The following is a 26465-nucleotide window of genomic DNA, read 5'->3' on the forward strand; positions in this document are numbered from 1 at the left end:
CCATCAGGATGCGCTGCGCAAGGCCTCCGACCGCCACTTCTACGACGTCATCACCAACGGCTACGGCGCCATGTATTCCTACGCGGCGAGGGTGCCGCCGCGGGACCGCTGGGCGATCGTGGCCTATATCCGCGCGCTGCAATATTCGCGCAACGCACCGGTGGCCGGACTTCCACAAACCCTGGCTCGAGGCGGAGGCCTCACCATGAACCGGTTCGAGCAAGGCTTTGTGGTCGTCGGCGCGGCAGGACTTGTCCTATGCTCGCTGGCGGCATCGGTCGATGCCAAGGCGATGCTGAGTGCCTGGCTCGCCGCAGCCATCTTCGCGCTCAGCCTGCCGCTCGGCGCGCTGACCATATTGATGGTGCACGAGCTGACCGGCGGGCGCTGGGGCGCGGCGGTTTGTCAGCCCTTGCGGATCATGACGGCGATCCTGCCGCTCGCGCTGATCTTGCTGGTGCCGGTGCTGATCAGGCTCGAGAAGCTGCCATTCGCTTTTGGCCCCAAAGCGGTAGTTTCTTCCTTAGTGATGCTACATCGGTAGGCTAGTGCAGGTGATTTTATTGACAGAAGACGCCACTCGGAGGGCCATCACAACGTTACAAAATAGTAGCTAAGCAGCCGCTTTATTGGAACAAGGCAGAGTTCAATCCTCTCGCAGCACCAGCCTACCCGAACATGCCTGGCGCTGTCGTTCGCAATGCTCCCGAAAGAGATGGACCTTTCGATCGTTTACTGCCCCGAAGGCGATTTCAGGCTTCTCGCCTTAAAATCCTGTCCGCCAAACGGTCGAGCGAGAATACACCCGCACCGCGTGTCAGCACGAGAAGCATCAAGGAAGCCCATAGCAGGTGTTCGGCCCAGTTCTCGGGGAAAACGAAGATCTGGATCACCGATACGACACCGAGCAGCATCAGCGCACCGAGGCGCGAGAACAGCCCGAGAAAAAGCAGCACCGAGCCGGTGATTTCGGCGGTCGTCGCCAGGGGCGCTGCGACCGAAGGGTCGATGAACGGAAGATTGTATTCGTTGGCGAACAGCTGCAGCGTCACCGGCCAGGATGCCAGCTTGCTCTGTGCCGATTGCCAGAAGACATGCGCGACGGCGACGCGCGCGGCCAGTTGGACGAGAGAGAGCGGTATGTGCTCGGGCAGTTTGATGATGCGCATGTAGAGCCCGACAAGGCCGGTCGGGGTGGATGTGGAATTTTCCGGTATCGCGGTCATGACTGTCTCCATCAGTTTGAGAGGGGAAATGTTGGGATCCGCACATCCGTGACGAGCCCGTCGCCGAACAGACGCACGAGGGCTGATACGAGATCGAACGACAGATCGAGAGCGAGGGCGCGCGTCAGCGCATGCTCCAGCCCGAGGCCATGCTTCAGCGAATGCCTGAACGCGAAATTCGCGCGATCGAGAAGAACCAGGCGAACGCTGTCCCCGGTCCGCCACAACGCCACGCGTTCTGGACGTCTCGTCCAGTCACGAGGCTGGTCAAACGCGGCGTTCTGCTGATGTGCCCGCCATACTGAGAGAATCGACCAATGCGAAACGATCAGCCTGAGCGACGGCTGCAAAAGGATATCGGGCGAGGGTCCCAAATCGGTCGTATCATAGTCTGCGAGAGCACGGGGCGGAAGCGAGGCCGCGTCGAGCGCCTCCGCAATGGCCCATTCGAGTCGCGCCGTTTCGGCCACGACCGGCATGTCGGAAAGCGCGTCGATAGTCTTCAGGAAGCGCGGGAAGCCGGCGCCGTAGCGTGCCAGCCGCGACTCCAGCGGCGGATGCCGTCGAATGAACTCGCAGGCCACGAAACGAAAGAAGCGTTCGTCGACGAGGCGCACGGTGACGGGAAACACCGCCATCAGCATCGCGGTGAGCGAGCTGCGTGTGTTGTTTTGATAAATACGCAGCCGGGCTAGCGGGTCGGCCTTGCCGGCGGTCAGCTTTGCCGCGACCAATGGTTCCATGGCCAGCACCGATCGCGCCACGGCGGTCTGCAGGTGCTCAAGCGGCAGCATGGTATTGCTCCACGGTTGAAGGCAGCGGCGCCGATGCCGACGGTCGGGCGGCCTTGGCAGCGGCAAACGCGGCAAGCACCGGCATGCTGGTCGTCGTTTCGCTTTTTGCCGAAAGGCTGACGGGCGTCGATCGGGTTTCGGTCGTCTGATTGCGTCTGGCAGCCTGCTTGCGGGTGAACATGATCGAGGCGGTGAGCATGTCGGCCCACATCGCTTCGCCCAGCAGCACGTCGAGAACGGGGACATCGGTGTCCCATTCAATAAGCGTCGGGCGAGGTCCGAGCCGGTCTATGGCGTGCTGGTAGAGAGCCCAGACGACCGGCGGCACGCGCGATCCGTGATCGTCGATGAGAACGGTGTCGGCTCCGACCTGATTAGTCGCATGGCCGGCGAGATGGATCTCGCCGATCGCCTCGGTCGGCAACGCCTCGATGAAGGCTTTGGCGTCATATTGCAAGTTGTGCGCGGAGACCTGGACGTTGTTGACGTCAAGCAGCAAACCACAGCCGGTCCGCGCCACGAGCTCGGCAAGGAATTCAGCCTCGTTCATCGAGGAGTCCGCAAAGGAAACGTATGCGGACAGATTTTCGATCAGCACCTGCCGCTTCAATGTGTCCTGGACGGTCTCGACATTGCGGGCAACGATGGTCAGGGCTTCTTCGTCATAGCGCAGCGGCAACAGATCATTGAGATAGGCGCCGTCGGCGATACTCCAAGCGAGATGCTCGGAGACCAGGTCGGGCTGGAAGCGCGCGCAGACCTTGCGCAGCTTCTCCAAATGATCGTGGTTCAAGCCGTGTGCGCTGCCTAGCGAAAGGCCGACGCCATGCACCGACAGCGGATAGATTTCCCGCAGTTTCTCCAGCGCCTCGACGGCGGCGCCATCGCCCATGTAGTTTTCGGCGTGGACCTCGAGCCAGCCGGCGGAGGGGCGCCTGGTCAGCATCTCGGCGATGTGAGGCGAGCGAAGACCGATGCCCGCCGATGCGGGGATCGCGAGGGGCAAAAATGCAGCGGACATCGGTTGGCTCCGTTCTGGAGGGGGTGGGTCGAGGGCCGGATTGCTCAGGCCTTGGGCTTGGCGCTGCCGCCGGCGATCTTGGCGCAGCTGCCGGCAGGCACGTAGAGCCAGGAATCCGGCTGGTTGTCGGCGGTCGAGGTGCCGGCGCATGAATGCGTCGCGGTCTGGCAGTCGTTCTGGCCGGCCTTGACGACGCCGTAGCACTTTTCGAAGGCGAAGTTGGGCTGGGCGGCCGGGCCGCTGTAGGCGGCCGTTGCGGCGAGCGAAGTGGCAGCCGCGAGGGCCGATCCGATGAGGGTTTTGGTGTTGATCACGGGCGTGTCTCCTGGTTGCGTTTCGAGGGAAAGACCGACCTTGCGGCCCGTCTGCAAGCAGTGTCTCCGATCGGGTGGCCGAGCTGAAATGCTGTCTCGGCATGGATTTGATACGCGGTCACTATGTTGAAGCCCGCGCCAAGCAAAAAGCCCTCCGGCGAGGAACCGGAGGGCTTGGCGCCTGCGTTCGTGAGCGGGCGAAGCAGGCGCGGCTAGGCGGGAGGGAGGCGCCTAGATGTATCGTGTTTTGCAATCGACGGCCGGCCGTTGCTTGATGTCTGGAAGGTGGATCAGAAGCCAGTCTCCCGCGCTTTGCCGTCCCCGGTCACGCATGTCGGTCAGTTCGCCCCAGTCGACCCAGGGCCTCAGCAGCAGCGCTGCGCCGGCTCGGTGCCGAACGTCAATGATGGTGCGAGCCTGTGTGCACGTCATCGAGCAATCGGCGCCGGGTTGGCGCCCGGTGCACGATGTCGCGCACGTCCGTGGTTGGCCGGCGACGATCAGCCGGTGGCAGGCTTCGACCGATGGTGCCGCGGGCAATGCCGAGACATCACCGTCGCCCCAGTAGGAATCGCCGCCGATCTCCACGGCCGGGAGCAGGAACGGGACGGCGGCTGCCGCCACGATCGCGTCGATCGACAATTGGCTGCCGGTGAAAATCTTCAAAGCGTCCGTGCGGGAATTGACAGCCAGGATGCAGAGTTTCACCGGGCAGCGTCCGGTGCGGATTTGCTCGATGTCGATGGACTGTTCCAGTATCGATCGAAGCAGGTCCGTCCTGTCGGCCGCGAGCATCGAGGCGTGGCTGACCCGCCGCCAGAAATTAGCGAGCGCCGTCCGTGCTCCGCGCCGGCCGCCCAGGCCGAGGCCGTAGACCAGGACCGCCGCCTCCACAGCCGCGAAACCGGACGCGGTGATGGTATCGAAGACAAAACCTTGCTCATCAAGCAGACGATCGAGCACGCCCCATGCGAACGCACCGTGCACGTCACTTGCCAAGACAACGTCGACCGGCCGGCGTTCTTCCAGCTCATGTGTCGCGCCGGAAATGATGGCTTGCTGGGCAACGGCCCCGGTGGACTGGACATGCATAGCTAGGCCTCCATCCCAAACTCGCCGGTGGGGCGATCGACCGAAAGACTGCCGCAGCTTTCTCAACGGGCGAAATGCCGAGGTGGCATGAAGTCCATAGGCAGATTGCATTGGCTGCGGTTCCTCGCACGCAGCAAATTAGCGCAGTTAGGCGGAGCGACGTGATGTTGCCCGCCACCCTGCGCCATGATGGCGTCGGGATCAGCGAGGAGAGGACTGTGCCGTGAGGTTACGAACCGTCTGTCTGGGTGGGATTGCCGTTGGTCTTCTTGCAGGGGCGGCTTCCGCCGACCCGTTCAGCGACCTCGCGGCATTGCCGACATTCTATACGGACGCAAGCATGAAGACGATGAAGCCGATGGCCGGGTTCAAGAAGGCCTGGCTTGCCATGCCGAAACACGATCGAACCAAGATGACCAAGGCTTGCAATGACCCGGCAATGAACAAGCCTCACGCCGCCTTCTGCACCAAGGTCCTGGCCTTGGGTGGGGTCAACTAGCGCCTGGGCCGCCAAAGCATCCTTGGGGATGCATAACCGGCATAAACCTCATTCGTAGAGAGCATTGGCAAGTTGACCGCAAAATGAAGCAAAGTTCGTCTCGGCGGGCAGGAACAACAGAGTTCCAAAATTCTGCCGATCATCAAAGCAATCGTCGATTGGACGATCGCGCAACCCCAGAGAAGGACCTTATGATGAATATCAAAGCTATCTGCCTCGGCACCTTTGCCCTTTCCATGCTCGGCGGCGTTGCGCTCGCCGGAGCGCTCGACGAACCGTTCAATATGGAGCCGTTCTTCACTGATTCCGGCATGAAGACGATGAAGTCGAGCGCCGATTTCGAGACCGCGTGGAAAGCCACGCCGAAGAAGACGCAGAGTGCGATGATGAAGGAATGCAATGACGCAGCCATGAGCAAGCCGCATGCTCAGTTCTGCGCTCAGCTCTTCGCCCTCGGTCATCACAGCTGATCCACCCATACGGCGACCCCCTCTGCGGGACTTTAGATGGCGAGCCCTGGCCCGCCATCTGTCATGACGAAACGCTATCGACTTTATAGCCCGCCTGCATTGGCGTGACGGAATGCTTTGCGGCAGAGTTCGAGCCTGCACTTGCAACTCTGCAGTTGAGGGACCGGCCGTATGGACATTCATCACATCCGCTACTTCCTTGCCGTGTGCGAGACACGAAATTTCACGCGCGCGGGCGAAAAGTGCAACGTCACCCAGCCGGCGCTGTCGCGAGCAATCCAGCAATTGGAGGACGAGGTCGGAGGACTGCTGTTTCGCCGCGAACGAAACCTAACCCACCTGACTGATCTGGGCGTGCTGCTGCGCCCCCGTTTCCAGCAGATCCTCGACGAACTTACCGGAGTGCGGCAGGAGGCGTCGAGATTCCTGTGCCTGGAAAACGCCAACCTAAAGGTCGGCGTCATGTGCACCATCGGGCCTCGTCGCTTCACCGGCCTGCTGACCGATTTCAACAGACGCCAGCAGGGCATCCAGCTGCAACTGGTAGAGGGCGTGCCGGCCTCGCTCTCGCAACTGCTTGAATCAGGGGAAATCGACGTCGCCATCATGGCATCCAGCACCGAGTTTCCAGAACGTTTCGATGTCACTCCGCTCTATCGCGAACGCTTTGTCTTGGCCTTCCCGAACGGCCATCGGCTGGCACGCAACGACAATGTCGCAATCTCTGAGCTCGACGGTGAAAACTATCTCAGACGACTAAACTGTGAGTATCGCGATCACCTCGCCGGCCTTTGCAACGATCGCGGGGTGAAGCTCAGGATCTCATATGCGAGCGAACGCGAGGACTGGATCCAGAACATGGTTTCCGGGGGACTCGGCATCTGCTTCATCCCCGAATTCAGCGCGGTGATCCCGGGCCTGCAGGTCCGGCCCGTCATCGAACCTGAAGTCTGGCGGGAGGTATCCCTGGTCGTCGTCTCGGGACGCAGATTCTCGCCAGCGGCATCAGCCTTCGTCAACAGCGTCAAGGCGCATGGCTGGCCGGAAAGCGCCCTCGCTCAAGCGATGCGCAAGACCGCAGCCTAAAGCAAATCGGAGCTATACCGGCGGCATGCGGCAGGTCTTGTCGCGGGCTTTTCGTGCGCACGTGATGGCCGACGATAGTTTTCAGGTATCGATTTGAGAGCCAGTCAGCATTTCTCTTTCTTTGCCGCTCCCATCACTCTCCTCGTCATGCCCCGCCTCCCGCGTTGGGCACCGACAAAGGAGAAATAAACATGGCTTCCAAGACCATTGCATTGCGGGCGCCGCTGAGGCTGGCGCTGACACTCGGACTTCTCACCGCGACCGCCGCGTTTTCCGTAGCGCCGGTTTTTGCCGGCGACTGCCCAGCCGGCCAAGCCGCTTCGACCGACATCCAGGAACATCCCAGCAAGCCGGTCGGCGTCGTCGACACGGTTCTCTCGGCCATCGATCTGAGCAGCAAGGGCGAGGCCTGGAAAGGCAACATGCTGCGCCTCCGCAAGCTCGTCGTTCAGCCCGGCGGTGTCGTGCCATGGCATGAGCACAACGTTCGTCCAGCCAACATCATCGTCGTCGAAGGCTCGATCACCGAATATCGCAGCACCTGCAAGGTCGGCATCGAACATCCGGCCGGCGACGCGACGGCCGAGTTCGGCCAGCTTGCCCACTGGTGGAAGAACAACGGCAAGGTTCCGGCCGTCCTCTATTCCGCCGACGTCCTGCCGCCCGCGATGCACGAAGACCACATGATGTGAGCCGCTCGTCGCGGTGAGCAAAGTCCCAGCATCAGCAACCAAAAGCACGTCCTTGGGCGATCGCCCAGGGACGTGCACCCTCGGAGCTTGTGATGACGACCAGTGAACACACCGAACAAACGCGGCTCCGCATGGTTGCGGCAGACAGCTGGCGCTTCGGCCTGATTGCCCTGATCGCGTTTCTGACACTCGTCGATCTGTTCGCTACCCAGGCCATCCTGCCCTCGCTGGTGATAAAATTCGGCGTCAGCCGCGCCACCATGGGCTTCGCCGTCAATGCCAGCACCTTCGGCATGGCTGTCGCCGGTATTGCCGTCGCGCTGTTCGGCCGCAGCATCGATCGTCGCAACGGCATCTGGATCAGCCTGGCCAGCCTGGCGATCCCAACGACACTGCTTTCGCAGACCGACAATATTGTGGTCTTCGCCCTGCTGCGTGTGGCGCAAGGCCTGTGCATGTCGACCGCCTTCACGCTGACAATAGCCTATCTGGCGGAACATTTCTCCACGCGGCAGACGACGAGCGCGCTTGCGGCTTATGTGACAGGCAATGTTGCCAGCAACCTATTCGGCCGGCTGATGTCGGCTGCCGTGGCCGATACGTTCGGCATCTCCACCAACTTTCTGACCTTCGCAGCCCTCAATCTGATTGGCGCAGCTCTTGTCTGGTTTACCTTGCAGAAGACCTCGGCAATGATGCAGGGCGACACGAGGGGCGTGCCTGCCAGCGCGGCCTGGAGGGCTCCGCTGCAAAACGCCGAGCTGCGCGCCTGTTTCGCGATCGGCTTCCTGATCCTCTTCGTCTTCATCGGCACCTTCACCTATGTGAACTTCCAGCTCGTCGCGGCACCCGTGTCGCTGACACCGATGGCCTTGGGAGCGGTCTATTTCGTCTTCTTGCCCTCGATGTTGACGACCCCGTTGGCTGGTCGTGTCGCGGCAAGTCTCGGGCCGAGGGGAGGGATCGGAGCGACGCTCGGACTGGCGATCGGCGGACTGCTTCTGCTGCTCGCCGCGAGCCTTCCCGTCGTTCTTGCGGGGATGGCCTTGGTCGCCATAGGCACCTTCCTGGCGCAGGCGATAGCCACCGGGCATGTGAGCCGGACCGCCTCGCGCGATCGCGCCGCCGCAAGCGGCATCTATCTCGCGTCCTACTATGCGGGCGGGCTCGCCGGCAGTTTCGTGATTGGACAGCTTTACGACCGCATTGGGTGGACCGCATGCGTTTGTGTGCTCGCCTTTGTTCTTGCCTGCGCAATTGTGATCGCGCGTGTGCTGCAAACGCCGGAGACGTGAGACTTCAGATGAAACTTCGCAACCCAACCAAGGAGACTGATATGGCTAACTACCTGAAGACCCTGCTCGCCGGCGCCGCCGTGCTGATGGCGCTCGCCCTTCCGGCTGTCGCCTCGGACGGCGTCATCACGGTGAAGAGCGATTATTCCGTCGCCGAGACCGTCGCCCGCATCAAGCAGGATGTCCTCAAGAAAGGCATCAAGTTCTTCGGCGTCATAGATCAGGCACAGCTTGGCAAGAATGCCGGCAACGACGTCAGGCCGTCGCGGCTGGTGATGTTCGGCAATCCGGCGCTTGGCACGACCTTCATCACCTCCAATCCGGAAGCCGGGCTTGATTGGCCGGTGCGGGTGCTGGTCTATCAGACTGTGGATGGTTCGGTTTACGCTGCCTACAGCGATTTCGACTGGATCGCCAAGCGGCATGGCATTACCGACCGCGCGTCGCAGTTCAAGATGGCGACGGAGGTCATCCAGTCCGTGACCTCGACGGTCAAGAAGAACTGAAGCGCGACCATGTGTCGGAAATCCGCTGCCTGGCCGGGCGAGACTGGCTGCTTCGGCCGGCGAGGCTACTCGGCGGCGGACAGCGCCTTCGCCCGCTCGCCGAACCATTTCTTCTGCGTTGCCTCGCGCACCAGCGCGCCGATCGCCGGTGAGTGCCTGCGGCCGCGCACGGTGACGAGATTGACCTCGCGCCAGAATTCCGGTTCGGTGATAGGCAAGGGCACCACGCCCGGATGCTTGGCGGTATGCTCGGGCATGAAGCCGAAACCGAGCCCGGCAGCGACCATTGCCAGCGTCCAATCGTCACGATCGCTCCAGTAGACCGGACTGACCGTGACGCCTTGCTCGGCGAGGATGGCATCCGCATAGCCCGCGAACTCGCAATTGTTGCGGTGGATGTAGCTTTCGTTGCTCATATCCTTCACCCGCACCGCGCGCTGGTTGGCAAGGCGATGGGCCAGGTGGACGGCCATCACCATCTGCTCTTGAAAGAGCGGCAGGGAGTGAACTTCTTCATCGGCGACGTTAGAGGGCAACGCATAGATCGCGGCTTCGATGTCACCCTCGAGCAGCCTTCGCCTCAGGCTTACGGCATCGGCGTCGCAAAGGTGCAGCTCGACGCCAGGATGATGCGCCCGCACGGCCGCGATGAGCTCGATGATCTCGTCCGGCGCGATCGTGCTCATGATGCCGACCTTGAGCGGCATCTTTTTCATATACACATACTGCTCGGCAATCTGCTTTGCCTGCCGCGAGTTCTCGAAAACGCCCTCGAGATACGTCTCGACCATGCGGCCGAGTTCGGTGAGGTGTGTAAAGCGGCGCTCGCGGTGAAACAGCGCCCCGCCGAATTCATCTTCCAGGAGCTTGATGGCGCGCGACAGCGCGGGCTGCGTCACATTGCACTGCTCGGCAGCGCGGGTGAAATTCAGTTCCTTCGCGACGGCCAAGAAGTATCTGACCTGGCTGATCTCCACTGCACGCTCCCTTACCGGACGCGCATACGGCACGACCCGCGTTGCCGGGTGATCTTACTAGTTGACCCAACGTCAAACAACCCGATCGGGCCGATCGAGATCCCAACGCCGACGGGTCTGACCTTCGGCTATCGAATCCATGTCTCAACGGCATTTCCGAAGCTTTGGGCGGCTCGCCATACTAATTCGCAGATCCAGAGCGGGGTTCTGCAGCCCATCTTTCGCAACCATCGGGCCAACTGCTCCCGCTGCTCAAACACAGGAAACGACGATGCTCAGTGGCAAGACAGCACTCATCACCGGCTCGACCAGCGGCATCGGCCAAGGTATCGCCGAAGCCTTCGCGGCCAAGGGCTGCAACATCGTCCTGAATGGCTTCGGCGATGCCGCCGAGATCGAGCTCCTCAGGGCGAAGCTTGCCGCCGACCATGGCGTGACCGTTCGTTACGACAATGCGGACATGAGCAAGGGCGGCGCGGTCACCGCGATGATGGACAAGGCGATCGCAGAATTCGGCGCGATTGACATCCTGGTCAACAATGCGGGCATCCAGCATGTCGCGCCGATCGACGATTTCCCGATCGAGAAATGGGAGGCGGTCGTGGCGATCGATCTGATGTCGTCGTTCTACACGATACGACGCGCCCTGCAGGCGATGAAGGAACGCGGATGGGGTCGCATCATCAACGTTGCGTCCGCCCATGCCCTCGTCGCCTCGCCCTACAAATCCGCCTATGTCGCCGCCAAGCACGGCGTTGCCGGCCTGACCAAGACAGTGGCTCTGGAAGTCGCCGAGCAAGGCATCACCGTCAACGCGGTTTGCCCAGGATATGTGCTTACCCCACTGGTCGAGAAACAGATACCGGACACGGCCAAGGCCCGCGGCATCACCGAGCAGCAGGTGATCAAGGATGTGCTGCTGGCTGCGCAGCCGACCAAGCAGTTCGTGACGGTGGAGCAGGTTGCGGCGCTCTGCCTGTTCCTGGCTTCCGACGATGCGGCCTCGATCACCGGCGCCATCATGCCGATCGAAGGCGGTTGGACCGCTCATTGAAGCCGGCAACCAGGAGTGAAACGACGATGAACAAGATCACCAGAAATCCCTCGACGTCGGCACCTCTGCCGGAGGCCGGCCGTGCGGCCGACGCTGCCGTCCAGCGCCAGACTGTCCTGGTGCTGCAGGGGGGCGGCGCGCTAGGAGCCTATCAGGCCGGCGTCTACCAAGCGCTGGTCGAAGGCGGGATCGAGCCGGATTGGGTCATCGGCACCTCCATCGGCGCCATCAACGCCGCGCTGATTGCCGGAAACGAACCGCAAGACCGCCTGTCGAGGCTGCGCGAATTCTGGGACGGCGTCAGCCGAAGCAGTCCGCTAGATGAGTTTTTCCGGATGATGGTTCCGAGCAACATCTTCGCCAATTTGGGCACGGTGATGCGCGGGATACCCGGCTTCTTCGAACCGAATCCAAGCGCCATGTTCGGGGTGAACCGGGAAGTGGGTGTTGAGAATGCCTCCTACTACACCACTGATCCGCTCAAGCGGACATTGAAGGACCTGATCGACTTCGACTATCTGAACCGCCGCCACACCCGGCTGACGGTTGGCGCCGTCAACGTCAACACCAGCGAACTCAAATACTTCGACACCCGAGAGATGACACTATCGGCGGCCCATATCATGGCCTCCGGCGCTCTGCCGCCCGCGTTTCCAGCGGTCTGCATCGATGGAGAGCCCTACTGGGATGGCGGGATCTATTCGAACACGCCCATCGAAGTCGTGCTCGACGCGCGTCCGCGCCGTGATGCGCTGATCTTTGCCGTCAACATGTGGCAGCCCCGCGCCACCGAGCCAAAATCGATCTGGGAGGTCATGGGCCGGCAGAAGGACCTTCAATATGCCAGCCGGGGCCGGAGCCACGTCGCCCGCCAAGAGCAACTGCATCGTCTGCGGCATGTGGTGCGCGAGATGGGAAGGCTCGTCCCCGACGAGTTGCGCGAGGATCCGATGTTCAAGGAACTCGCATCCTACGGCTGTCCATCGGTCATGCATCTGGTGCGGCTGCTTTCACCGCGTCTTGACGGCGAGGACCACACCAAGGACATCGACTTCACCCGCTCGGGCATCCGCACCCGCTGGCTGGCGGGATACGAGCACGGGCAGCGCGTTCTCACTGAAAAGCCGTGGGAGTGCGAAGTCGACATGTTGCAAGGCATCGTGATCCACGAATCGCAGGAATGAACGCTGCCCGTGAATGAACGGAGAACTCCGATGCAGATCATTATTCCGGGGAAGCGGCTTATTCCGGAAGCGGTGCTTGCCAACAACGCAGCTCTCTTCCGCACGATCCCTGAAACACCCTCGCACCGCGACAGGTCGCTGCACCGCGTGGTCGTCGTCGGCGGTGGCGCGGGAGGGCTGGAACTGGCAACCCGCCTTGGTCGCAAGTTCGGCAACCGACGGCTTTCCGTTACGCTTGTCGACCGCAGTCGCACCCATATCTGGAAGCCGCTTCTGCATGAGGTGGCGTCCGGTGCCTTGAGCGCATCGCACGACGCCGTCGAATATATCGCCCATGCCAGTCGCAATCATTATCGCTACCGCATCGGCGAAGTCGTCGGCGTCGACCGTGCAAAGCGCCAGGTCTTCGTGGCGCCGAGCTTCGATGACGACGGAAGCCAGATCATACCTCCGCGCGTTCTTGGCTACGACACCCTGGTCATGGCCGTCGGCAGCCTCAGCAACGATTTCGGCACGCCGGGAGCTGCCCGTCACGCAATTGCGCTCGATACGGCCGAGCAGGCCGCGCGATTCAACAAGCGGATGATCGACGCTTGCCTGCGCGCCAACGCGCAATACGAGCAGTTGTCGCCCGGTCAGCTTCATTGCGTCATCGTCGGCGCTGGAGCGACCGGCGTCGAGCTGGCCGCGGAACTGCACAAGTCGATGCGGGAAATCGCCTCGCACAATCTCGACAACATCGATTTCGACAAGCTGATCCGCATCACGATCATCGAAGCCGGGCCGCGCATCCTGCCAGCTCTGCCAGAACACATGGCGTGCGCTTCGGCGCAACTGCTGATCAAGTTGGGCGTGCAGATTCGATGCGGCATCAAGGTCACCGAAGTGACGGAGGACGGCGTCCGGCTCGGCGAAAAACTGTTCGTGCCGGCCGAACTTGTGGTCTGGGCCGCAGGGATCAAGGCGCCTGATTTCCTGAAGAGCCTCGATGGTCTCGAGACAGACCGCATCAACCGCCTGATTGTGGACGAGACCTTGCGCGCTGTCGGAGACGAGAACGTGTTTGCCATTGGAGACTGCGCGAACTGCGTCCTGCCGGGCGAAGACAATGCCTTGCCGCCCCGGGCCCAGACAGCTCATCAACAGGCCGATCACCTGGTGAAGGCAGTTGCCGCGCGCCTCGCTGGCCAGACCCCACCGGCATTCCGCTATCGCGACTATGGTTCCCTTGTCTCGCTCGCCGATTATGGCGCGTTCGGCAGCCTCGTTGGCGGGCTGAAGATCGAAGGTCTGCTCGCCAGGCTCGTCTATCGCTCGCTTCACAAGATGCATCTGAAGGCAGTGCACGGCCTCGCGAAGACGGCACTGGTTGCGATCGGCGAGATGATAGCGAGGCCTGCCAGGCCTCGGATCAAGCTTCACTAGCGGCGGAGGCGCTGCGATGGAAAAATATGATGTTGTGATCCTGGGCGGCGGCAATGCCGGAATGGGCGTGACGGTCGCGACGCGAGCCGCCGGGCTGTCGGTGGCGATCATCGAGCCACACGATCTCGGTGGCACCTGTCCCAATCGCGGCTGCACGCCGAAGAAGGTGCTGGTCGCGGCGGCCCATGCGCTCGATGAGATCGGCAAGGCCGATCGTCACGCGATAATTGTCGATAAGCCGCGGCTCGACTGGGCGGCGTTGATCGAACGGGAAAAGGCGATTATCCGCGAAATACCGTCCCGACTGTCCGGATTGATGGCCAGGCGCGGCGTCGATGTCATCTCCGGCGAGGCCACGTTCATCGGCAGCAATGCGATCCGCGTCAATGACCGGGAGCTTGAGGCCAAAAACATCGTCATCGCGACCGGCTCCAAGCCTCGTCCTTTGCCGATCCCGGGCGCACATCTCCTCACCATTTCCGATGATATCCTGAACGATCCGGTGCTGCCTCGCGCCGTGGTCTTTGTGGGCGGCGGCGTCATCGCGTTCGAACTGGGCCACGTCTACGCACGCGCCGGCGTCGACGTCACCATCATCGAGGCGCTGCCGCAACTGCTCGCGGGCTTCGACGAGGACGCAGTTGGGCAGCTTCGCGGAGAAAGCGAGCGGCTGGGTATAGGCATCCATACCAAGGCTTGGGTCAAAAGGATCGATGAGGCCAATGGACGATTGCGGGTGAGTTTCACGAAGGACGGCATCGAACGCCTGGTGGAAGCGGACCGGGTCGTCAACTGCGCCGGGCGCGTGGCCAATGTCGAGGGCATCGATCTCGGCGCCGGCGTCATCGTGCATCGCGAAGGCCGCATCGAAATCGACGATTGTCTGCGCTCGCGTTCAAACCCCGATGTTTATGTTTGCGGCGATACGGTGTGGAACTCGCCCCAGCTTTCGCCAATAGCGACTTACGAGGGCGCCATCGTCGGCCGCAACATCGTCGACGGTCCGAAACACCGTCCGAATTACACTCATATCCCCGCCTCCCTCTACACCGTCCCGACCCTTGCCGGTGTGGGGCTGACCGAGGCCAAGGCGAGAGAGCAAGGGCTGCGCGTCAAGGCCCACGTCAATGACATGAAGGATTGGCTGTCCGCGAAAACCTATGCAGAGACCATCGCGTGGTCGAAGATCATTGTCGAGGAAAACACGGGCAGGGTGGTCGGCGCTCACGTCGTGGGCCATGCCGGCGAGGAGCTGATCCATATCTTCGCGCTTGCCATGAAGCACGGCATCACGGCATCGCAACTGTCCGACATGGTCTACTGCTTCCCGACTTTTTCGGCGGACATCAAGAACATGATGTAACACGCTGGTGGCAGGCGGCGAATAGAACGTGAACCTGGCATGCGCCGATGCACCTAGGGTATCGAAACCATGCAGGAAAAGCATGGCAATTGCCGAGGGGTTCCGGTGATAGGCTGCGTGCGACGTGTGAAAGTGCAGAGATGGCCGCCGACGACCAGGCAATGACATTCGAGCAGTCCGTTCAGGCCGCCATCGAACTTGATGCGCCTCTCAACGAACGATTGGCGGTGATTGCCGCGGCGGTTCGGCACCTGAACTCCGAATTCGCGGACGCTGTAGATCGACTGGTGGACCGTCTCGAGAGACAGGGGGCAGGGGCTATGGCGCCGACCGCCGGCGATGCCATGCCCGGCTTCCTGCTGCCCGACGACGAGGGCAAGCTTGTCAGCCTGACAGATGTCCTTGCCAAGGGGCCAGCCGTTATCACCTTTCAGCGCGGGCATTGGTGCCCCTACTGCCGCTTGAACGCCATCGGCATTGTTGAGGTGCAGCGCCAGATTTCCGAGTTGGGAGGCCAAGTGGTCGTGATCATGCCGGAGCGGCGCAAGTTCGCCAAAGCGATGAAAGCCGCGGTCGGCGCGCAGTTTCCGTTCCTGATCGATATGGACAACGGCTATGCTTTGTCCCTCAATCTTGCGATCTGGGTCGGCGCCGAGATGGAGCGGCTGATGGGCCTTGGGCTCGATCTGCCAAACTATCAAGGCAACAGCAGTTGGTTCCTGCCCATACCCGCGACGTTCATTGTTGGAACGGACGGAATCATCAAGGATCGCTTCGTTGATCCAGACTACCGCCTGCGGATGGACACAGACGACTTGATCTCCGCCCTCAGGAGGGCTCGCTGACGCCGAAGGATGACCAGTCGGCCGACCTCAAAAGGTTGAGCAACGTCATCGCGACTGGCGAACGGTGCCTGCCAGCAACCGCGTATACGGAGACAGTTCGCGAAACGTCGAGATCACGAAGCTTGAGCCGACGCGTGTTCGCGGACCGCGGTGCCGTGAGCGAGACAAAGCCTATTCCAGCGTTGGCCTCCAACAATGCAAGCAGATCCTGGTCGGTCTCCACTTCGTGCGCAGTTCGAGGCGAATAGCCTTTTGCGGAAAGGCACCGCGACAATTCCTCGCTCGTCTCCCAATCGATCCGGCTGAGCACAGGCTCTGCTGCAAGCTGAGCCAGCGCCACATCGGCCTCATTTCGGCGCGCGAGCGGATGATCTGAATTAACGGCGAGTTCGATCTCTTCCTGAAACAGTGGCCAAGTGTCGAGGCGGTCCCAGGCCGGCCCCAACGCACCGGCAATGGCCAGCTCGGCACTCCCGTCTTTCAGCGCATCGATCACGGCGCTCGGCGAACCACGGCTGATCTTGAGATGCGCTCCTGGATAGGCCCGGAAAAGCTCGGTGAAGGGCGAGACCAGCAGCGCAATATTGATGCTGTTGGAAATCGTGACGTTGAGCGGCGCGACGTCACTGCTTTGCACTGCCTTGGCAAGTGATTTGGCGGAAGTGGCTGCGTCATAGCACTGTTGCAGCAGGGGCAGCATACGCCGGCCAAGTTCCGTCAAGTGAGAATGCTGGCGCTCTCGCCGAAGGAGCTCGCCGCCCAGCTCGTCTTCGAGCGTCTTGATCGCACGCGTCAATGCCGGCTGAGTGACGTTGCACTCTTCGGCGGCTTTGGTGAAGTTCAGCGTGGTGGACAGGGCCAGGAAATAGCGGACCTGTTGCATCTCCATGAACCTTCGCCCCCTCAGCGAAATCCGATTCGTCAGCATAGCTAGTTTGCGGCTATGCTAACGCAACCGATAATCCAAGCAAGGCGGGCGACGGTTCGCTGAGGTGTAGCCCGCGCGAACCAGTGCAACGCCGGCTCAAAATTGGTCATTTTACCGGTCGTCACAATGTTACAAAACTTGAATTAAGTTATCGATTTTATTGTAGTTGACTAGAGTTCAATCCTCTCGGGCTGCACCAGTCGCGATTGCCGACTGTGGTAGCAATGATTGGATGATTCGGAAAACTGTTCCGGTCGCGATTTTTTGTATGGACTAAGATCTTGTTTTTATTGTGAAAAACAGTATTGGCTCGGGCGCCTTCCTACCCAGCTCGCTTGACTTCGCCAGAGCGGATTGCTGCTCTGCATAGTTCGGCTTATGGGATAGTCGCGGGCCAAGCCATTTCTCACGATAGTCATCCGGTGTTAGGCCGTAATGGACGCCGAGATGGCGCTTCAACGATTTGAACTTCTTCCCGTCTTCAAGACAGATGATGTAGTCGGGAAACACCGAGCGCTTTGGATTGACCGCTGGCTCCTGGGCCGGTTTCTCAGGTGCGACCGGATTGCCCGACGTTCGCGAGCGAGGAATTCACACTCGCAATCAAATCCGAAAGAGACGCAACCGGCACTGGATTTTTGCTGACATAGGCGGACACGATGTCCGCAGTGAGCTCGATCAACTGACCTCGGTTGTTCACAATTTCTTCCGACATGCGATGTCTCCTGCTGTATAACTAGCCTTTACCGGCTTTGTTGAGAAATGCCAGTGCAGCCGTAACAGTCCGCGTCAGATTGCGCGCCCGCGCCGCTCTTTGCGGTGAAGCGCCGGAGGACGAGTCCCTGGATATGGCATTCCCTCGTCATAGGTGAAACGCGCGCCCGGTTCGAAGCTGATCTGCGCTAAAGCTCGGCTCAGATTGGCCTCACCCAAATGACCGCCCGACTTCATCTGCCTTTCATCCACTTTGCAAGAGCAAGCCCTGCTCCTTGGCCGCAGCCTCAAATGCGGCGCGGGCATCATCGGGTGTCAAATCCCCGGCCAGCGCTGCCAGACAAACCCGCACTGCTCCGTTCCACGTACCTCCGCGCTTGGGCCACTCGAGCAGGTTCTCAGCGGCCGCCTGCACGTTGTTCACCTCATAGCGCACATCACGATGACTTGCCTTCACAGCGACCGGAGGGGCGAACCAGAGGGTGCCGTGGGTGCGCATCTATTCGTGCAAATCGAAGACCAAGGACGAGCCGATGCTGGTTGCCAAGAAACAATAAGCTCGGCAAGCTGGCAGTCCGTCTCGGTCAGATCAGGGGCAGCTTTTCGAATGACCGCGATGGTTTCCTTAACCGAGATCAGATCGTCAATTTGCGCGTTTCGAAGTGCCCAACGGACAAGCTCTTTGCTCGTGCCTGCCGACCTGCGATCAACCTGGACGTCCACCAGCCCTCACTCCAAGGCCCGAACAGAACGAACCATCGTTGGAGCAGCGCCGACAGAAATCAAGGGTCATTTCGCGCGGTCCTCGGAATTCTTTGCGGGCATCAGTTCGCGCCCCATCGCAGTCAAGCCGCAAATACAGCTACGAGCCCCGCAGCTAGGCTAGTTTACGTCCATAAACAGCAAGCGATTGATTCTATTGAGTGAATCGTGGCTTTGCGCAAGCAAGGCCCGGCGGTTTCAGGTATCTTGGATCATGCCACTGATTCCAAAGTCCTGCCACCGCCGGCGCCGACAATGCGCCAAGAACGCACCGTCCAAGCGAGTATATTCGATGTTTTCGCCACGCACGAGATCGGCCACGAGCTGAAGACGATGTCGCGATGGTTGGATGAACATTGCGATCTGCTTGGCTTGGTGGCCCATGATTTGGTGCGGGTCGGTGTCAAGGCCACTGGACGGCGCGGGCTGCCTGCCGAGGCGGTGCTGCGTTGCGCACTTCTCAAGCAATACCGGCAGCTGAGCTATCAGGAGCTGGCGTTCCATCTCGAGGACTCAGCCTCGTTCCGCGCCTTTGCCCGCCTGCCATTGTCATGGAGCCCGCAGAAATCGGTGCTGCAAAAGACCGTCAGCGCGATCCGGCCCGAGACCTGGGAGCAAATCAATCGGATACTGCTGTCGAGCGCTCGGCAGGCAAAGATCGAAGACGGTGCAATAGTGCGGCTGGACAGCACCGTGACCTCGGCCCTCATGCACGAGCCGAGCGACAGCAGTCTGCTTTGGGATGCTGTGCGGATCATGGTGCGTCTGCTGAAGAAGGCTGACGCCTTGATCGGTGGTACTGGTCTGGAATGGCGCGATCATTGCCGCGCCGCCAAGAAGCGCGCCCGCAAGATCCAGTTCACGCGCGGTCGACCCAACCGGGTCCAACTCTACCACGAGCTGATCGCAATCACTCGCGCGACCTTGGCCTATCTGGAGCAGGCGAGCGAGCGATTGGCCGTGGCGAGCACACCGTCCATCGCTTTGTGGCAGATCCAGGTCCGTCACTATCGGCCGTTGGTCGAACGCATCATCAGACAGAGCGAGCGGCGCGTGTTGGCCGGCGAACCGGTGCCGGCCAGCGAGAAGCTGGTCAGCCTGTTCGAAGAGCATGCCGATATCATCGTCAAAGGCAGCCGCGACACCGAGTACGGCCACAAGCTCAACTTGACCACCGGCAGGAGCGGCATGATCCTCGATCTGGTGATCGAAGCAGGCAACCCGGCCGACAGCGAGCGCTTGCTGCCGATGCTGGAGCGCCATGTCGATATCTGGGGCCAAGCGCCGCGGCAGGCGGCGGCCGATGGCGGCTTCGCCACCCGCGCCAACCTGGCTGCAGCGAAGGCGTGGGGCGTCTCCGACATGGCCTTCCACAAGAAAGCTGGCCTCAGGATCGAGGATATGGTCAGGAGCAAGTGGGTCTATCGCAAGCTGCGCAACTTCCGCGCCGGCATCGAGGCCGGCATCTCATGCCTGAAGCGTGCTTACGGTTTGGCGCGTTGCACCTGGCGCGGCCTCGATCACTTTAAGACCTACATCTGGTCCTCGGTCGTGGCCTTCAACCTCGTCATCTTCACCCGCCTCAAGCCGACCTGAACTGCCCCCCGGGATCGCAGGTTGCCCCGCGCCGACCCATGCCGGACGACACCGCGCACGCCGGTGACACTATTTTGGCGACAAACAGCACTCTTCGACCCGTCCGCGCCCGTCAAGGCACTTTCAATCGCGCGCAACTCATTGTAAACGCACCGAAATACGAACGTTTATGGACGGAAACTAGGCTAGTACGTCGCCCAAACCTAACCGCAAATGGCTAGTCTTGCCTGGATCACAAAGCGGGCGGACTATTGTCGGCCAAGAATGCGCCATTCCGTGATCGATTTTGCGACGGCAGGTGCTGCTCATTTTTGACCTCAGCCACGGGCGGTTGCCCACTCTTAGGAAAAGGCCCGTTCTGGATCGCTTGGGGCGATCGCTCGCTCCCGCAGCTGTGAGCAAAGTTCAGTCCACGACGGATCAGAAACGAAACTGCTCAGACCTCCACAGGCATCAGCGAAAGGCATATCGCCGAAGCGGTCGATGACCTCGCTGCTTTCGCCTATGCTGCCCTTTCGGATTGACTCGAATGGATCCTCATCACATTCAATGACGCGATGCCCCCAAGCTCCTGGCACATCATCGCTCGCGAGAGCGCGTCGAAGGTCCGCATCCATGTCCGCGGTCTCTAGAGCCCGACAAATGACGTAGCGCATCAGGGGATAGTAGACCGGCTGGTGACTGCCTCCGAGCGCGCGCACGCCGGGCAGGATCGACAGGACCAGAAACATAAGGAGCAGGTTCGGAACAAGGCTGCGGTTCGCCAGCCGCTCAATGATATCGGGAGCCGCGAAGCGAGCTACCTTCGTTCTGGTCGCCAGATTGATGAGTTCTCCACCCACCATGCGCAGCGGCAGGCGTTTTCCGTTTTCATAGTACCAAAAGAAATCGGTACCGCGCGCGAGCCAGCCACCCCAGGGGCCAGCCGCCAGCCTGTCGATCTCGTTAAGGATATTCAAAGCCAGCTTTGGGTTTTCCAGCAACCTCGTACGCAGCCAGGAACCCTGGTCTGACAGGTGGTCCGCCACTAGGTCGGCAACATCCTCATCGTCGATTTGCAGGAAGGCAAAGCTCTCTCCGAATAGTTTTGGCCAGAGGATGCGATTGGCTGCCTTGACGGCATGCGCAGGTCGCTCGAACTGCGTCTTCGGCAGAAGGCTGCGAAGCAGGGCGAGGGCGTCTCCCTCGGCATTTGGCTCCGCTGGCACCAGCTCGAACCGGTATGATCCAGGCCCGGTCAGAAGGCTGTATCCGATCATGCGGCTTCGGCTAAGACCGAAGACGTTGACCGGCTTCCCGTCAAACGTGATCCAGCCTGGCCCCTTGCGGGGCTTTTCAACGAGACTCACCGTTGAAACGGCATAGGAAACGTAGGTCGAGCAGCCATGCGCCGAGAGGCCAAGCAGGCTGAAGATGTGCGTGTAATAGGCCTCTGGCTCCGTGAGGAGAAACAAATGCGGGCCGGTCTGCAACACGCGGCGTTGTTCTAGATCTTTGCATATTTGGGAGACGGCGTTGGTCGGCAATCCGTTTCGCGTTCCCGCGTTCCTGATCGTGTCGAGCAGCCTGGCAAACGCGCGGCTGCGAATTTCGGGTTCCGGTTTCTGGGCAGGCGCTTCGAACAAGCGGGACGCATAATCGCGGAGCGGGCGGCAGTGATAGGAGCGCGTCCAAGGATAGAGCGTCGCCAGAGAGTCCAGCACCGCCTGCTTGGCGCCTGCGTCGGTCGCTAGCTCGTCCACCTCACGGTTCATCCTTTCGCTGCGCGATGCCGATGCTCAATGCAGGAATGCTGATAAGCAGCACCACGCCGAATCCGAAGAAGATTGTCGAAGGACATACACTCTCGCCTATAACGCCAGCGATGCTGAAAATCACCAGTCCGAGCGCAACAGCGAGACTGTGCATGACGCCCTTGGCCCTGCCCAATACATTGTCAGGCATACGCGACTGCAGTGTGACCTCGATGCTCACCCGGCCCAGATTGTAGAGAAACCCGAGCGTGGCGAAGACGATCAATGTCCAGGGCGCCCATAAAGTGATCAACGACATCAACGCGAGCGCCGTTGAGGCCAACAGCATGAGGTGCAGTATAGGACCACTTATCGCTCGTGTCAGCCTGACGAGAACAGCCGCTCCAATAACCGAACCAGCCGACCACGCGGCCTCAAGGTAGCCGAAATCGGCGGCGGTGCCTTGCTGCTCTTCCAAGACGAAGCTTGATCCTATCACCGTGACCAGCACTGCGCTTCCATAGAGAAGGGCATAGGCGGCAAATAGACGAAGTTGATGCCTGTCCATGTTCGGTAACAGGCCTTTGGCCGTTCTGACACCTTGCGGGAGGCGGCCTGGCCGCATCCAGGAGAGTGAGCCGGCTGAAACTAGGAACAACAGGGCGAGCACCATGAACGTCAGGGCAGGCGAGCGCCCACCCAGCAACGACCCGGCAAGCAACGCTGCGCCGAGGCTGCCAGACTGCATGGTGAAAAACACGGTGGAACTCGTGCTCGCAAGTTCGGCGGCTTGCGTCATGAGCGGGATCATTGCTTGCGAAGCGGTCAGCGCGACACGATCGCAAATCGAAAAGAGCGCCGCTGACACGCAGAGTGTTAAAAAGGTGTCCAGATACAGCAGCGTACACGCCGTAGTGAGCAAGACGGCAAAGCGACCGAGGTCGGCCGCGATGTTCAATCGCTGTCGGTCAAACCGGTCCGCTGCCAGGCCGGCCAGAGGGCTTACGACGAATTCGACAAGGCTGACGGTCGCAAGCAGTGTCGCCACGCCGGCGCCTCCATAGCCTGCTGCGACAACAGTCCAGGCGGATGCGATGTAATAGCCGTTTCGCCCGACTGCCGCTGATAGCGTGCTGGCCAGGAATCCAAGCCACAGCCGGGACTGGGTGCTTGTTCTGTGGTCGGCGTGAATTTGAATTGCATTTGACAAGGGCTGCGCATCCAATCGGCGCTTGTCATATCCACTGCCCAGATTGCCGCTTAACTATCACGCGTGATTTTTCAGTTCGTTGCTGAAATCAGCGGAAGTATTAATCAAATCGTTGACCGGCGGCGGTATTCCGTCGGACTGACGCCGAACGCCCTCTTAAAGGCGATCGTGAAATGGCTTGAGCTGCCGAACCCACATTCCAGCGCGATCTCCGTCGCCGACATGTTGGTCGATCGCAGCATGTCGGCGGAGTGATCCAGTCGACGCCGCGCGATGAACGCGTGTGGCGTCATCCCGGTAGATTGCTTGAAAGCCCTACTGAAATGGAAACGGCTGACACCGACTTCCTTTGCCAGATCGGCGAGGGTAGGTGTCTCGTCCGACGAGGATTCGATCATTGCGATCGCTCGTTTGAGATCGAAGGCTGACAACCCGCCTTTCGCCGGCTCGTGATAGTGGCCGTTGCGCCTGACCATCTGAACGAGCAAGTGCATCGCCTGGCTCTCGACCATCGTCACGCTGATCGGATCGGGCTGCCTGAGCTCGATGGCGATCCGCTGCAAAGCCATCTCCACCGTGCTGTCCCGAAATCCGATCGAAGCCGGCAGGTCGCACGAGCGATGGCGCACCATCTCGCCGAACGCTTCGTCGGTAAATCCTTTTTCAATTGAGACGAGCAGGTAGGCGGCCGTGGGTTCTCCCTCGTCCCACCCCGTCCAATCACTGCCGGCAGGCATATGGATTACCGAGCCAGCCCGCCGCGGCGAAAACGAGATCCTACGCCCGTCGACGAAATCCTCGCCGCGGCTTGCCGCCCCTTTCAGGTTCATCAGGAATATATGGCCCGGGAACGAAATTGCTGTTTCCTGGCGCTCCAGACCAGTTCTCCTGATCAAGTCAGCCCGCACGTTGCCCCAGCTCTCATGTTGGTGTGTAAGCGTCTGGTGCTGTGAACGGCGGATCTTGTTCGGATCGAGGCAAGGGGTGTCCACGGATGGGAGCAGCTTTCATACTAAGAGTAGCCCGCCCTCCGGTGTTGTGCCTAACCATAGGTTGCTGGACAAATCACAACTAACTCAGGATTGGTAGAAGATGTGACTTTAGTAAAAAAATGGCAATCTCAGGAAAGCCGATCGTGTTCAGTAGGCCTAACAGTACCCCGGCCAAGACTCGAAGCAGTTTGAAACATTAGACCACTCTTAATTGAGTGGAGTTTTCTCATTGATCTCTTGGCATCTCACCAAAGCGATGGTGCGGGAGGCAAGTGCGATGCGAGGGCTCAACAATTTTCTGGCCGAGTGCGACCAAGGACCACGGATCAACCAACTAGCAGGGTTTTTTGCGGCAACCGCAGCGGGCAAAAGCGGGATGCCAGTTCGCAAGCCTCAGGCCGACCCCCGCCTCCTGCCCAGCGATGAACTCCTGCGCGATCTCGTTCGCCTGCACGCCGCCCGGCAAGGCTTCTTCGACCAGCACTATCACGGCAGCATTCCCTACAGACTGGAAGAGGAGTGTCGGATGGCCTACGCGGTGCTGAACTATGCCCGGCGCCGTCGTGCTGCGCTGTCGCTGTACAGTCTTGGAACGGCGGAAGGCACGATGGCCAGAACACTGTCCGAATTTTCGGATGGCCAGATTGTTTCGCTGTCCTGCAGCCCGAACCCCGAGAACTACAAATCCTTCATGGCCTATGGCGAACCGGCCCACGCCGAATTCTTCATCGGCCCGTTCCACTGGTTGACCAAGGATGCGCTCGGATCGGATCGGCGGCTGACGAAATTCACGCGAGGCTTCGACGTCATCCTGGAGGACACAACCTTCCAGATGTATTCGCCTAACAGGCCCAAGCAGATCGAGTTTGTGACCCAGCACCTCAAGGACGGCGGCATCTTCGTCTTCGTCGAAAAATTCAGGGCGGCCGATGAAAGCGACTACCAGCGTCGAGAGTACCAGAAGGATTATGGCTTCAAGGCGAGGTACTTTCCCCCAGACGAAATCGCAAAAAAGAAAACGGACGTCCTCGGGACCATGTTCAACAATGAGGTGACGCTGGCAGAGATGGCGCGCTCAGTAGGTGCGCATTTCAAGTACTGCACGATGACGTGGAACAGCGGCAATTTCTGCAGCCTTGCTGCCAGCAACAGCAAGGAAAATCTCGACCTCTACGCTTCACAGATGTCAGCGCCCGCCATTCCGCATGAATATGTCTACGAGACCAGCGTATCTGACGCAGCGACGATCGGCACGACGGACAATCCGATGTGACGCAGCCGTGGAGTGGCAGCTGCGCGAGGCTTCAGGCGGGCAGGCGAGACTATTGATCCGCCAGAGTGCCGCCTGTCCGCAATACGGATCCGATCGCATGGCGGTGAGACAGGCGCCTCCTGCAGCGATGGTCACGAAGCTCGAGGGACATGACGCGGAACGGGAACGCCATCCAGTTGCTGACCTACGCTTTTGCGGCCGTGGATCACGGCAGCATGCGTCAGGCCGCAAGAGCGCTGAGGGTCCAGGAATCCTCGGTCAGCCGCAACGTCGTCAAACTCGAACAGCAGCTCGACATCCAGCTGTTCGAGCGCGATGTGCGCGGCGTTTGCTTGACGAAGACAGGCCGCGCCTGGATCGAAATCGTGCGGGCTCACTACGACGGCCTGCTCGATGCTTTCGCCGAGCGTGTGCGCGATAACAAGGATGCCAAGACACTCAGGATTGGGCTGTGCTGGGTTACAGGAGGAGAATTCCTCAAACGCCTCATCGAGCGTTTCGGCAAGCTGTACCCGGACGTAAGGCTGACCATTGAGGATGTCCCATCGGGCCAGTGCCTTTCTGCAATACGCCGCAGACGCTTCGACCTTGTGTTCACACATCACATTAGCACCGCCAAATTCTGCAGCAGCGAAGTGTTCTGGCAAGAGCGCCTCTTCGTGCTCCTGCCGTCCTGTCATTCTCTTGTCGAGAGGCCGGTGCTCAGATGGTCCGACCTCGCGGACATGCCTCTGCTCGTCCCGGTCGGGCTGGAAGGGCCGCCGTCGGACCTGCGCCTGCTCGAACGCATTGCAACCGATGGCGGGCCGGCCATTCATAAGTGTCGCGCGAACCAGGCGACGGTCATCTTCCAGGTGGGTCTGGGGCAAGGCGTCACTTTGGCCGAGGCGAGCTATGCCAGGACAGTCGCCACCGATTCTGCCCTGTGGAAGCCGCTTCGCGGGAAAAACAGCGTCAGTTCGATCAGGGGCGTGTGGCTAGAATCGAATCCAAAGCGTGCCGTCCTCCGGTTCGTCGGGCTCGCCAAGAACATGGCGGAGGGAAGTCCAAGACGGAGACGCGCGAAGCCTGCAGAGTTATTCCGGGGGCTACGCCCAGCTAGCCGAAATGCGACTTGAGTCGCAGGGCGCCGCCGATGAGATGGAACCGTCGACTGCATGGCGGCAGCATCTATCAATCGGAACGAACGTCTTGTTTCTGGAAGCGGCATTTTGGGGGGGGCCGTACAACTCATTCCAGGCGCTTGGGAGGCGACCAAGCCACGAAGGCCGAGACGTCTCAGCCTGCTTGGGTAACTGCAACGTTCAGCGCCCATAGATACGGTTCCGGAACCTCACTTTACGATCTCGGTCGAGCTGCTTGACTTTCTCGCTGAGCCGCATCGATGGACGCCCGCTCCCCATCCCGCAGACGG

At 60.6% G+C, this 26465-nt stretch carries 27 protein-coding genes and 1 pseudogene; 15 read left to right on the forward strand and 13 right to left on the reverse strand.

Translation table 11 applies throughout. From position 1 onward, the window contains the following. Nucleotides 1–175, forward strand: a pseudogene (locus tag RFM68_RS32155) (c-type cytochrome); the annotation flags it as partial. A gap of 577 nt (nucleotides 176–752) precedes the next feature. Here the strand turns inward: RFM68_RS32155 and RFM68_RS32160 are convergent. From RFM68_RS32160 to RFM68_RS32180, 5 genes are all read right to left on the reverse strand, one after another. After that, nucleotides 753–1226 carry a DoxX family protein gene (locus RFM68_RS32160; RefSeq protein ID WP_430694997.1) on the reverse strand — a complete coding sequence of 158 codons (474 nt, stop codon included), beginning with the start codon at nucleotides 1224–1226 and terminating at the stop codon, nucleotides 753–755. Between the two features lie 11 nt (nucleotides 1227–1237). Next, nucleotides 1238–2020 carry an HvfC/BufC family peptide modification chaperone gene (locus RFM68_RS32165; protein ID WP_320236971.1) on the reverse strand — a complete coding sequence of 261 codons (783 nt, stop codon included), beginning with the start codon at nucleotides 2018–2020 and terminating at the stop codon, nucleotides 1238–1240. Beyond that, nucleotides 2007–3041, reverse strand: a complete 1035-nt coding sequence (bufB, locus tag RFM68_RS32170; protein WP_320236972.1) for an MNIO family bufferin maturase — start codon at nucleotides 3039–3041, stop codon at nucleotides 2007–2009. The genes RFM68_RS32165 and bufB overlap by 14 nt, the downstream gene beginning before the upstream one ends. Before the next feature lie 44 nt (nucleotides 3042–3085). Next, on the reverse strand, nucleotides 3086–3355 hold the full coding sequence (locus RFM68_RS32175) for a BufA1 family periplasmic bufferin-type metallophore (protein WP_320236973.1): 270 nt from the start codon (nucleotides 3353–3355) through the stop codon (nucleotides 3086–3088). Nucleotides 3356–3586: 231 nt separating this feature from the next. Further along, nucleotides 3587–4447 carry a patatin-like phospholipase family protein gene (locus RFM68_RS32180; protein WP_320236974.1) on the reverse strand — a complete coding sequence of 287 codons (861 nt, stop codon included), beginning with the start codon at nucleotides 4445–4447 and terminating at the stop codon, nucleotides 3587–3589. A gap of 223 nt (nucleotides 4448–4670) precedes the next feature. On the opposite strand from RFM68_RS32180, the gene RFM68_RS32185 reads away from it, so the two are divergent. The 6 genes from RFM68_RS32185 (at nucleotide 4671) to RFM68_RS32210 (ending at nucleotide 8995) form a co-directional block, all read left to right on the forward strand. Beyond that, complete coding sequence (locus RFM68_RS32185) at nucleotides 4671–4946, forward strand: hypothetical protein (RefSeq protein ID WP_320236975.1); 276 nt, start codon at nucleotides 4671–4673, stop codon at nucleotides 4944–4946. 194 nt (nucleotides 4947–5140) lie between these two features. Beyond that, on the forward strand, nucleotides 5141–5416 hold the full coding sequence (locus RFM68_RS32190) for a hypothetical protein (protein WP_320237002.1): 276 nt from the start codon (nucleotides 5141–5143) through the stop codon (nucleotides 5414–5416). A 171-nt stretch (nucleotides 5417–5587) separates the two neighbouring features. Beyond that, a complete protein-coding gene (locus RFM68_RS32195) occupies nucleotides 5588–6502 on the forward strand; it encodes a LysR family transcriptional regulator (RefSeq protein WP_320236976.1) in 915 nt (304 codons plus the stop codon). 191 nt (nucleotides 6503–6693) lie between these two features. After that, the gene (locus tag RFM68_RS32200) at nucleotides 6694–7194 is read left to right on the forward strand and encodes a cupin domain-containing protein (RefSeq protein ID WP_320236977.1); all 501 of its coding nucleotides are present in this window, start codon (nucleotides 6694–6696) and stop codon (nucleotides 7192–7194) included. Nucleotides 7195–7286: 92 nt separating this feature from the next. Beyond that, nucleotides 7287–8489, forward strand: a complete 1203-nt coding sequence (locus RFM68_RS32205; protein WP_320236978.1) for an MFS transporter — start codon at nucleotides 7287–7289, stop codon at nucleotides 8487–8489. Nucleotides 8490–8530: 41 nt separating this feature from the next. Further along, nucleotides 8531–8995 (forward strand): DUF302 domain-containing protein, encoded by a 465-nt coding sequence (locus RFM68_RS32210; protein ID WP_320236979.1) that lies wholly within the window; start codon nucleotides 8531–8533, stop codon nucleotides 8993–8995. A 65-nt stretch (nucleotides 8996–9060) separates the two neighbouring features. On the opposite strand, the gene RFM68_RS32215 is transcribed toward RFM68_RS32210, so the two are convergent. Then, nucleotides 9061–9972, reverse strand: coding sequence for a LysR family transcriptional regulator (locus RFM68_RS32215; protein WP_320236980.1), 912 nt, complete (start codon nucleotides 9970–9972; stop codon nucleotides 9061–9063). 271 nt (nucleotides 9973–10243) lie between these two features. Between RFM68_RS32215 and RFM68_RS32220 the strand changes: the two genes are divergently transcribed. From RFM68_RS32220 to RFM68_RS32240, 5 genes are all read left to right on the forward strand, one after another. After that, nucleotides 10244–11026 carry a 3-hydroxybutyrate dehydrogenase gene (locus tag RFM68_RS32220; RefSeq protein WP_320236981.1) on the forward strand — a complete coding sequence of 261 codons (783 nt, stop codon included), beginning with the start codon at nucleotides 10244–10246 and terminating at the stop codon, nucleotides 11024–11026. Between the two features lie 26 nt (nucleotides 11027–11052). Continuing rightward, nucleotides 11053–12210, forward strand: coding sequence for a patatin-like phospholipase family protein (locus tag RFM68_RS32225; protein WP_320236982.1), 1158 nt, complete (start codon nucleotides 11053–11055; stop codon nucleotides 12208–12210). A gap of 30 nt (nucleotides 12211–12240) precedes the next feature. After that, on the forward strand, nucleotides 12241–13635 hold the full coding sequence (locus RFM68_RS32230; protein WP_320236983.1) for an NAD(P)/FAD-dependent oxidoreductase: 1395 nt from the start codon (nucleotides 12241–12243) through the stop codon (nucleotides 13633–13635). 16 nt (nucleotides 13636–13651) lie between these two features. After that, a complete protein-coding gene (locus tag RFM68_RS32235; RefSeq protein ID WP_320236984.1) occupies nucleotides 13652–14998 on the forward strand; it encodes a dihydrolipoyl dehydrogenase family protein in 1347 nt (448 codons plus the stop codon). A 140-nt stretch (nucleotides 14999–15138) separates the two neighbouring features. Continuing rightward, complete coding sequence (locus RFM68_RS32240; protein WP_320236985.1) at nucleotides 15139–15843, forward strand: peroxiredoxin-like family protein; 705 nt, start codon at nucleotides 15139–15141, stop codon at nucleotides 15841–15843. Here the strand turns inward: RFM68_RS32240 and RFM68_RS32245 are convergent. The 4 genes from RFM68_RS32245 to RFM68_RS32260 all read right to left on the reverse strand — a co-directional run bounded on the left by RFM68_RS32245 (nucleotide 15827) and on the right by RFM68_RS32260 (nucleotide 17984). Beyond that, nucleotides 15827–16732 carry a LysR family transcriptional regulator gene (locus tag RFM68_RS32245; protein WP_320236986.1) on the reverse strand — a complete coding sequence of 302 codons (906 nt, stop codon included), beginning with the start codon at nucleotides 16730–16732 and terminating at the stop codon, nucleotides 15827–15829. The genes RFM68_RS32240 and RFM68_RS32245 overlap by 17 nt on opposite strands. A 312-nt stretch (nucleotides 16733–17044) precedes the next feature. Beyond that, nucleotides 17045–17281, reverse strand: coding sequence for a MucR family transcriptional regulator (locus RFM68_RS32250; protein WP_320236987.1), 237 nt, complete (start codon nucleotides 17279–17281; stop codon nucleotides 17045–17047). A 40-nt stretch (nucleotides 17282–17321) separates the two neighbouring features. Next, entirely contained in the window at nucleotides 17322–17486 is a 165-nt protein-coding gene (locus tag RFM68_RS32255) for a MucR family transcriptional regulator (RefSeq protein WP_320236988.1), read from the reverse strand. Between the two features lie 243 nt (nucleotides 17487–17729). Continuing rightward, the gene (locus RFM68_RS32260) at nucleotides 17730–17984 is read right to left on the reverse strand and encodes a DUF982 domain-containing protein (RefSeq protein ID WP_320236989.1); all 255 of its coding nucleotides are present in this window, start codon (nucleotides 17982–17984) and stop codon (nucleotides 17730–17732) included. A 518-nt stretch (nucleotides 17985–18502) separates the two neighbouring features. Here RFM68_RS32260 and RFM68_RS32265 point away from each other — a divergent pair. Next, nucleotides 18503–19843 carry an ISNCY family transposase gene (locus RFM68_RS32265; RefSeq protein ID WP_320237003.1) on the forward strand — a complete coding sequence of 447 codons (1341 nt, stop codon included), beginning with the start codon at nucleotides 18503–18505 and terminating at the stop codon, nucleotides 19841–19843. Between the two features lie 341 nt (nucleotides 19844–20184). On the opposite strand, the gene RFM68_RS32270 is transcribed toward RFM68_RS32265, so the two are convergent. The 3 genes from RFM68_RS32270 to RFM68_RS32280 all read right to left on the reverse strand — a co-directional run bounded on the left by RFM68_RS32270 (nucleotide 20185) and on the right by RFM68_RS32280 (nucleotide 23682). Next, entirely contained in the window at nucleotides 20185–21597 is a 1413-nt protein-coding gene (locus tag RFM68_RS32270) for a hypothetical protein (protein ID WP_320236990.1), read from the reverse strand. After that, nucleotides 21587–22801 (reverse strand): MFS transporter, encoded by a 1215-nt coding sequence (locus RFM68_RS32275; protein ID WP_320236991.1) that lies wholly within the window; start codon nucleotides 22799–22801, stop codon nucleotides 21587–21589. The genes RFM68_RS32270 and RFM68_RS32275 overlap by 11 nt, the downstream gene beginning before the upstream one ends. 89 nt (nucleotides 22802–22890) lie before the next feature. Next, entirely contained in the window at nucleotides 22891–23682 is a 792-nt protein-coding gene (locus RFM68_RS32280) for a helix-turn-helix domain-containing protein (RefSeq protein ID WP_320236992.1), read from the reverse strand. A 325-nt stretch (nucleotides 23683–24007) separates the two neighbouring features. On the opposite strand from RFM68_RS32280, the gene RFM68_RS32285 reads away from it, so the two are divergent. Together RFM68_RS32285 and RFM68_RS32290 are read left to right on the forward strand one after the other, a co-directional pair. Beyond that, the gene (locus RFM68_RS32285) at nucleotides 24008–25051 is read left to right on the forward strand and encodes a class I SAM-dependent methyltransferase (protein WP_320236993.1); all 1044 of its coding nucleotides are present in this window, start codon (nucleotides 24008–24010) and stop codon (nucleotides 25049–25051) included. Nucleotides 25052–25227: 176 nt separating this feature from the next. Then, nucleotides 25228–26169 (forward strand): LysR family transcriptional regulator, encoded by a 942-nt coding sequence (locus tag RFM68_RS32290; RefSeq protein WP_320236994.1) that lies wholly within the window; start codon nucleotides 25228–25230, stop codon nucleotides 26167–26169. Nucleotides 26170–26465: the final 296 nt, after the last annotated feature.

This window comes from Mesorhizobium montanum (assembly GCF_033977145.1).
Taxonomy (GTDB): Bacteria; Pseudomonadota; Alphaproteobacteria; order Rhizobiales; family Rhizobiaceae; genus Mesorhizobium; species Mesorhizobium montanum.

What these genes read in the sequence shown, in the direction of transcription:
- RFM68_RS32225 (WP_320236982.1), top strand. Translation starts at nt 11,053, where the DNA reads ATGAACAAGATCACCAGAAATCCCTCGACGTCGGCACCTCTGCCGGAG.
- RFM68_RS32230 (WP_320236983.1), top strand. Translation starts at nt 12,241, where the DNA reads ATGCAGATCATTATTCCGGGGAAGCGGCTTATTCCGGAAGCGGTGCTT.
- RFM68_RS32235 (WP_320236984.1), top strand. Translation starts at nt 13,652, where the DNA reads ATGGAAAAATATGATGTTGTGATCCTGGGCGGCGGCAATGCCGGAATG.
- RFM68_RS32270 (WP_320236990.1), bottom strand. Translation starts at nt 21,597, where the DNA reads ATGAACCGTGAGGTGGACGAGCTAGCGACCGACGCAGGCGCCAAGCAG.
- RFM68_RS32210 (WP_320236979.1), top strand. Translation starts at nt 8,531, where the DNA reads ATGGCTAACTACCTGAAGACCCTGCTCGCCGGCGCCGCCGTGCTGATG.
- RFM68_RS32260 (WP_320236989.1), bottom strand. Translation starts at nt 17,984, where the DNA reads ATGCGCACCCACGGCACCCTCTGGTTCGCCCCTCCGGTCGCTGTGAAG.
- RFM68_RS32240 (WP_320236985.1), top strand. Translation starts at nt 15,139, where the DNA reads ATGGCCGCCGACGACCAGGCAATGACATTCGAGCAGTCCGTTCAGGCC.
- RFM68_RS32165 (WP_320236971.1), bottom strand. Translation starts at nt 2,020, where the DNA reads ATGCTGCCGCTTGAGCACCTGCAGACCGCCGTGGCGCGATCGGTGCTG.
- RFM68_RS32190 (WP_320237002.1), top strand. Translation starts at nt 5,141, where the DNA reads ATGAATATCAAAGCTATCTGCCTCGGCACCTTTGCCCTTTCCATGCTC.
- RFM68_RS32220 (WP_320236981.1), top strand. Translation starts at nt 10,244, where the DNA reads ATGCTCAGTGGCAAGACAGCACTCATCACCGGCTCGACCAGCGGCATC.
- bufB (WP_320236972.1), bottom strand. Translation starts at nt 3,041, where the DNA reads ATGTCCGCTGCATTTTTGCCCCTCGCGATCCCCGCATCGGCGGGCATC.
- RFM68_RS32195 (WP_320236976.1), top strand. Translation starts at nt 5,588, where the DNA reads ATGGACATTCATCACATCCGCTACTTCCTTGCCGTGTGCGAGACACGA.
- RFM68_RS32245 (WP_320236986.1), bottom strand. Translation starts at nt 16,732, where the DNA reads ATGGAGATGCAACAGGTCCGCTATTTCCTGGCCCTGTCCACCACGCTG.
- RFM68_RS32200 (WP_320236977.1), top strand. Translation starts at nt 6,694, where the DNA reads ATGGCTTCCAAGACCATTGCATTGCGGGCGCCGCTGAGGCTGGCGCTG.
- RFM68_RS32180 (WP_320236974.1), bottom strand. Translation starts at nt 4,447, where the DNA reads ATGCATGTCCAGTCCACCGGGGCCGTTGCCCAGCAAGCCATCATTTCC.
- RFM68_RS32205 (WP_320236978.1), top strand. Translation starts at nt 7,287, where the DNA reads ATGACGACCAGTGAACACACCGAACAAACGCGGCTCCGCATGGTTGCG.
- RFM68_RS32265 (WP_320237003.1), top strand. Translation starts at nt 18,503, where the DNA reads ATGCGCCAAGAACGCACCGTCCAAGCGAGTATATTCGATGTTTTCGCC.
- RFM68_RS32160 (WP_430694997.1), bottom strand. Translation starts at nt 1,226, where the DNA reads ATGACCGCGATACCGGAAAATTCCACATCCACCCCGACCGGCCTTGTC.
- RFM68_RS32255 (WP_320236988.1), bottom strand. Translation starts at nt 17,486, where the DNA reads ATGTCGGAAGAAATTGTGAACAACCGAGGTCAGTTGATCGAGCTCACT.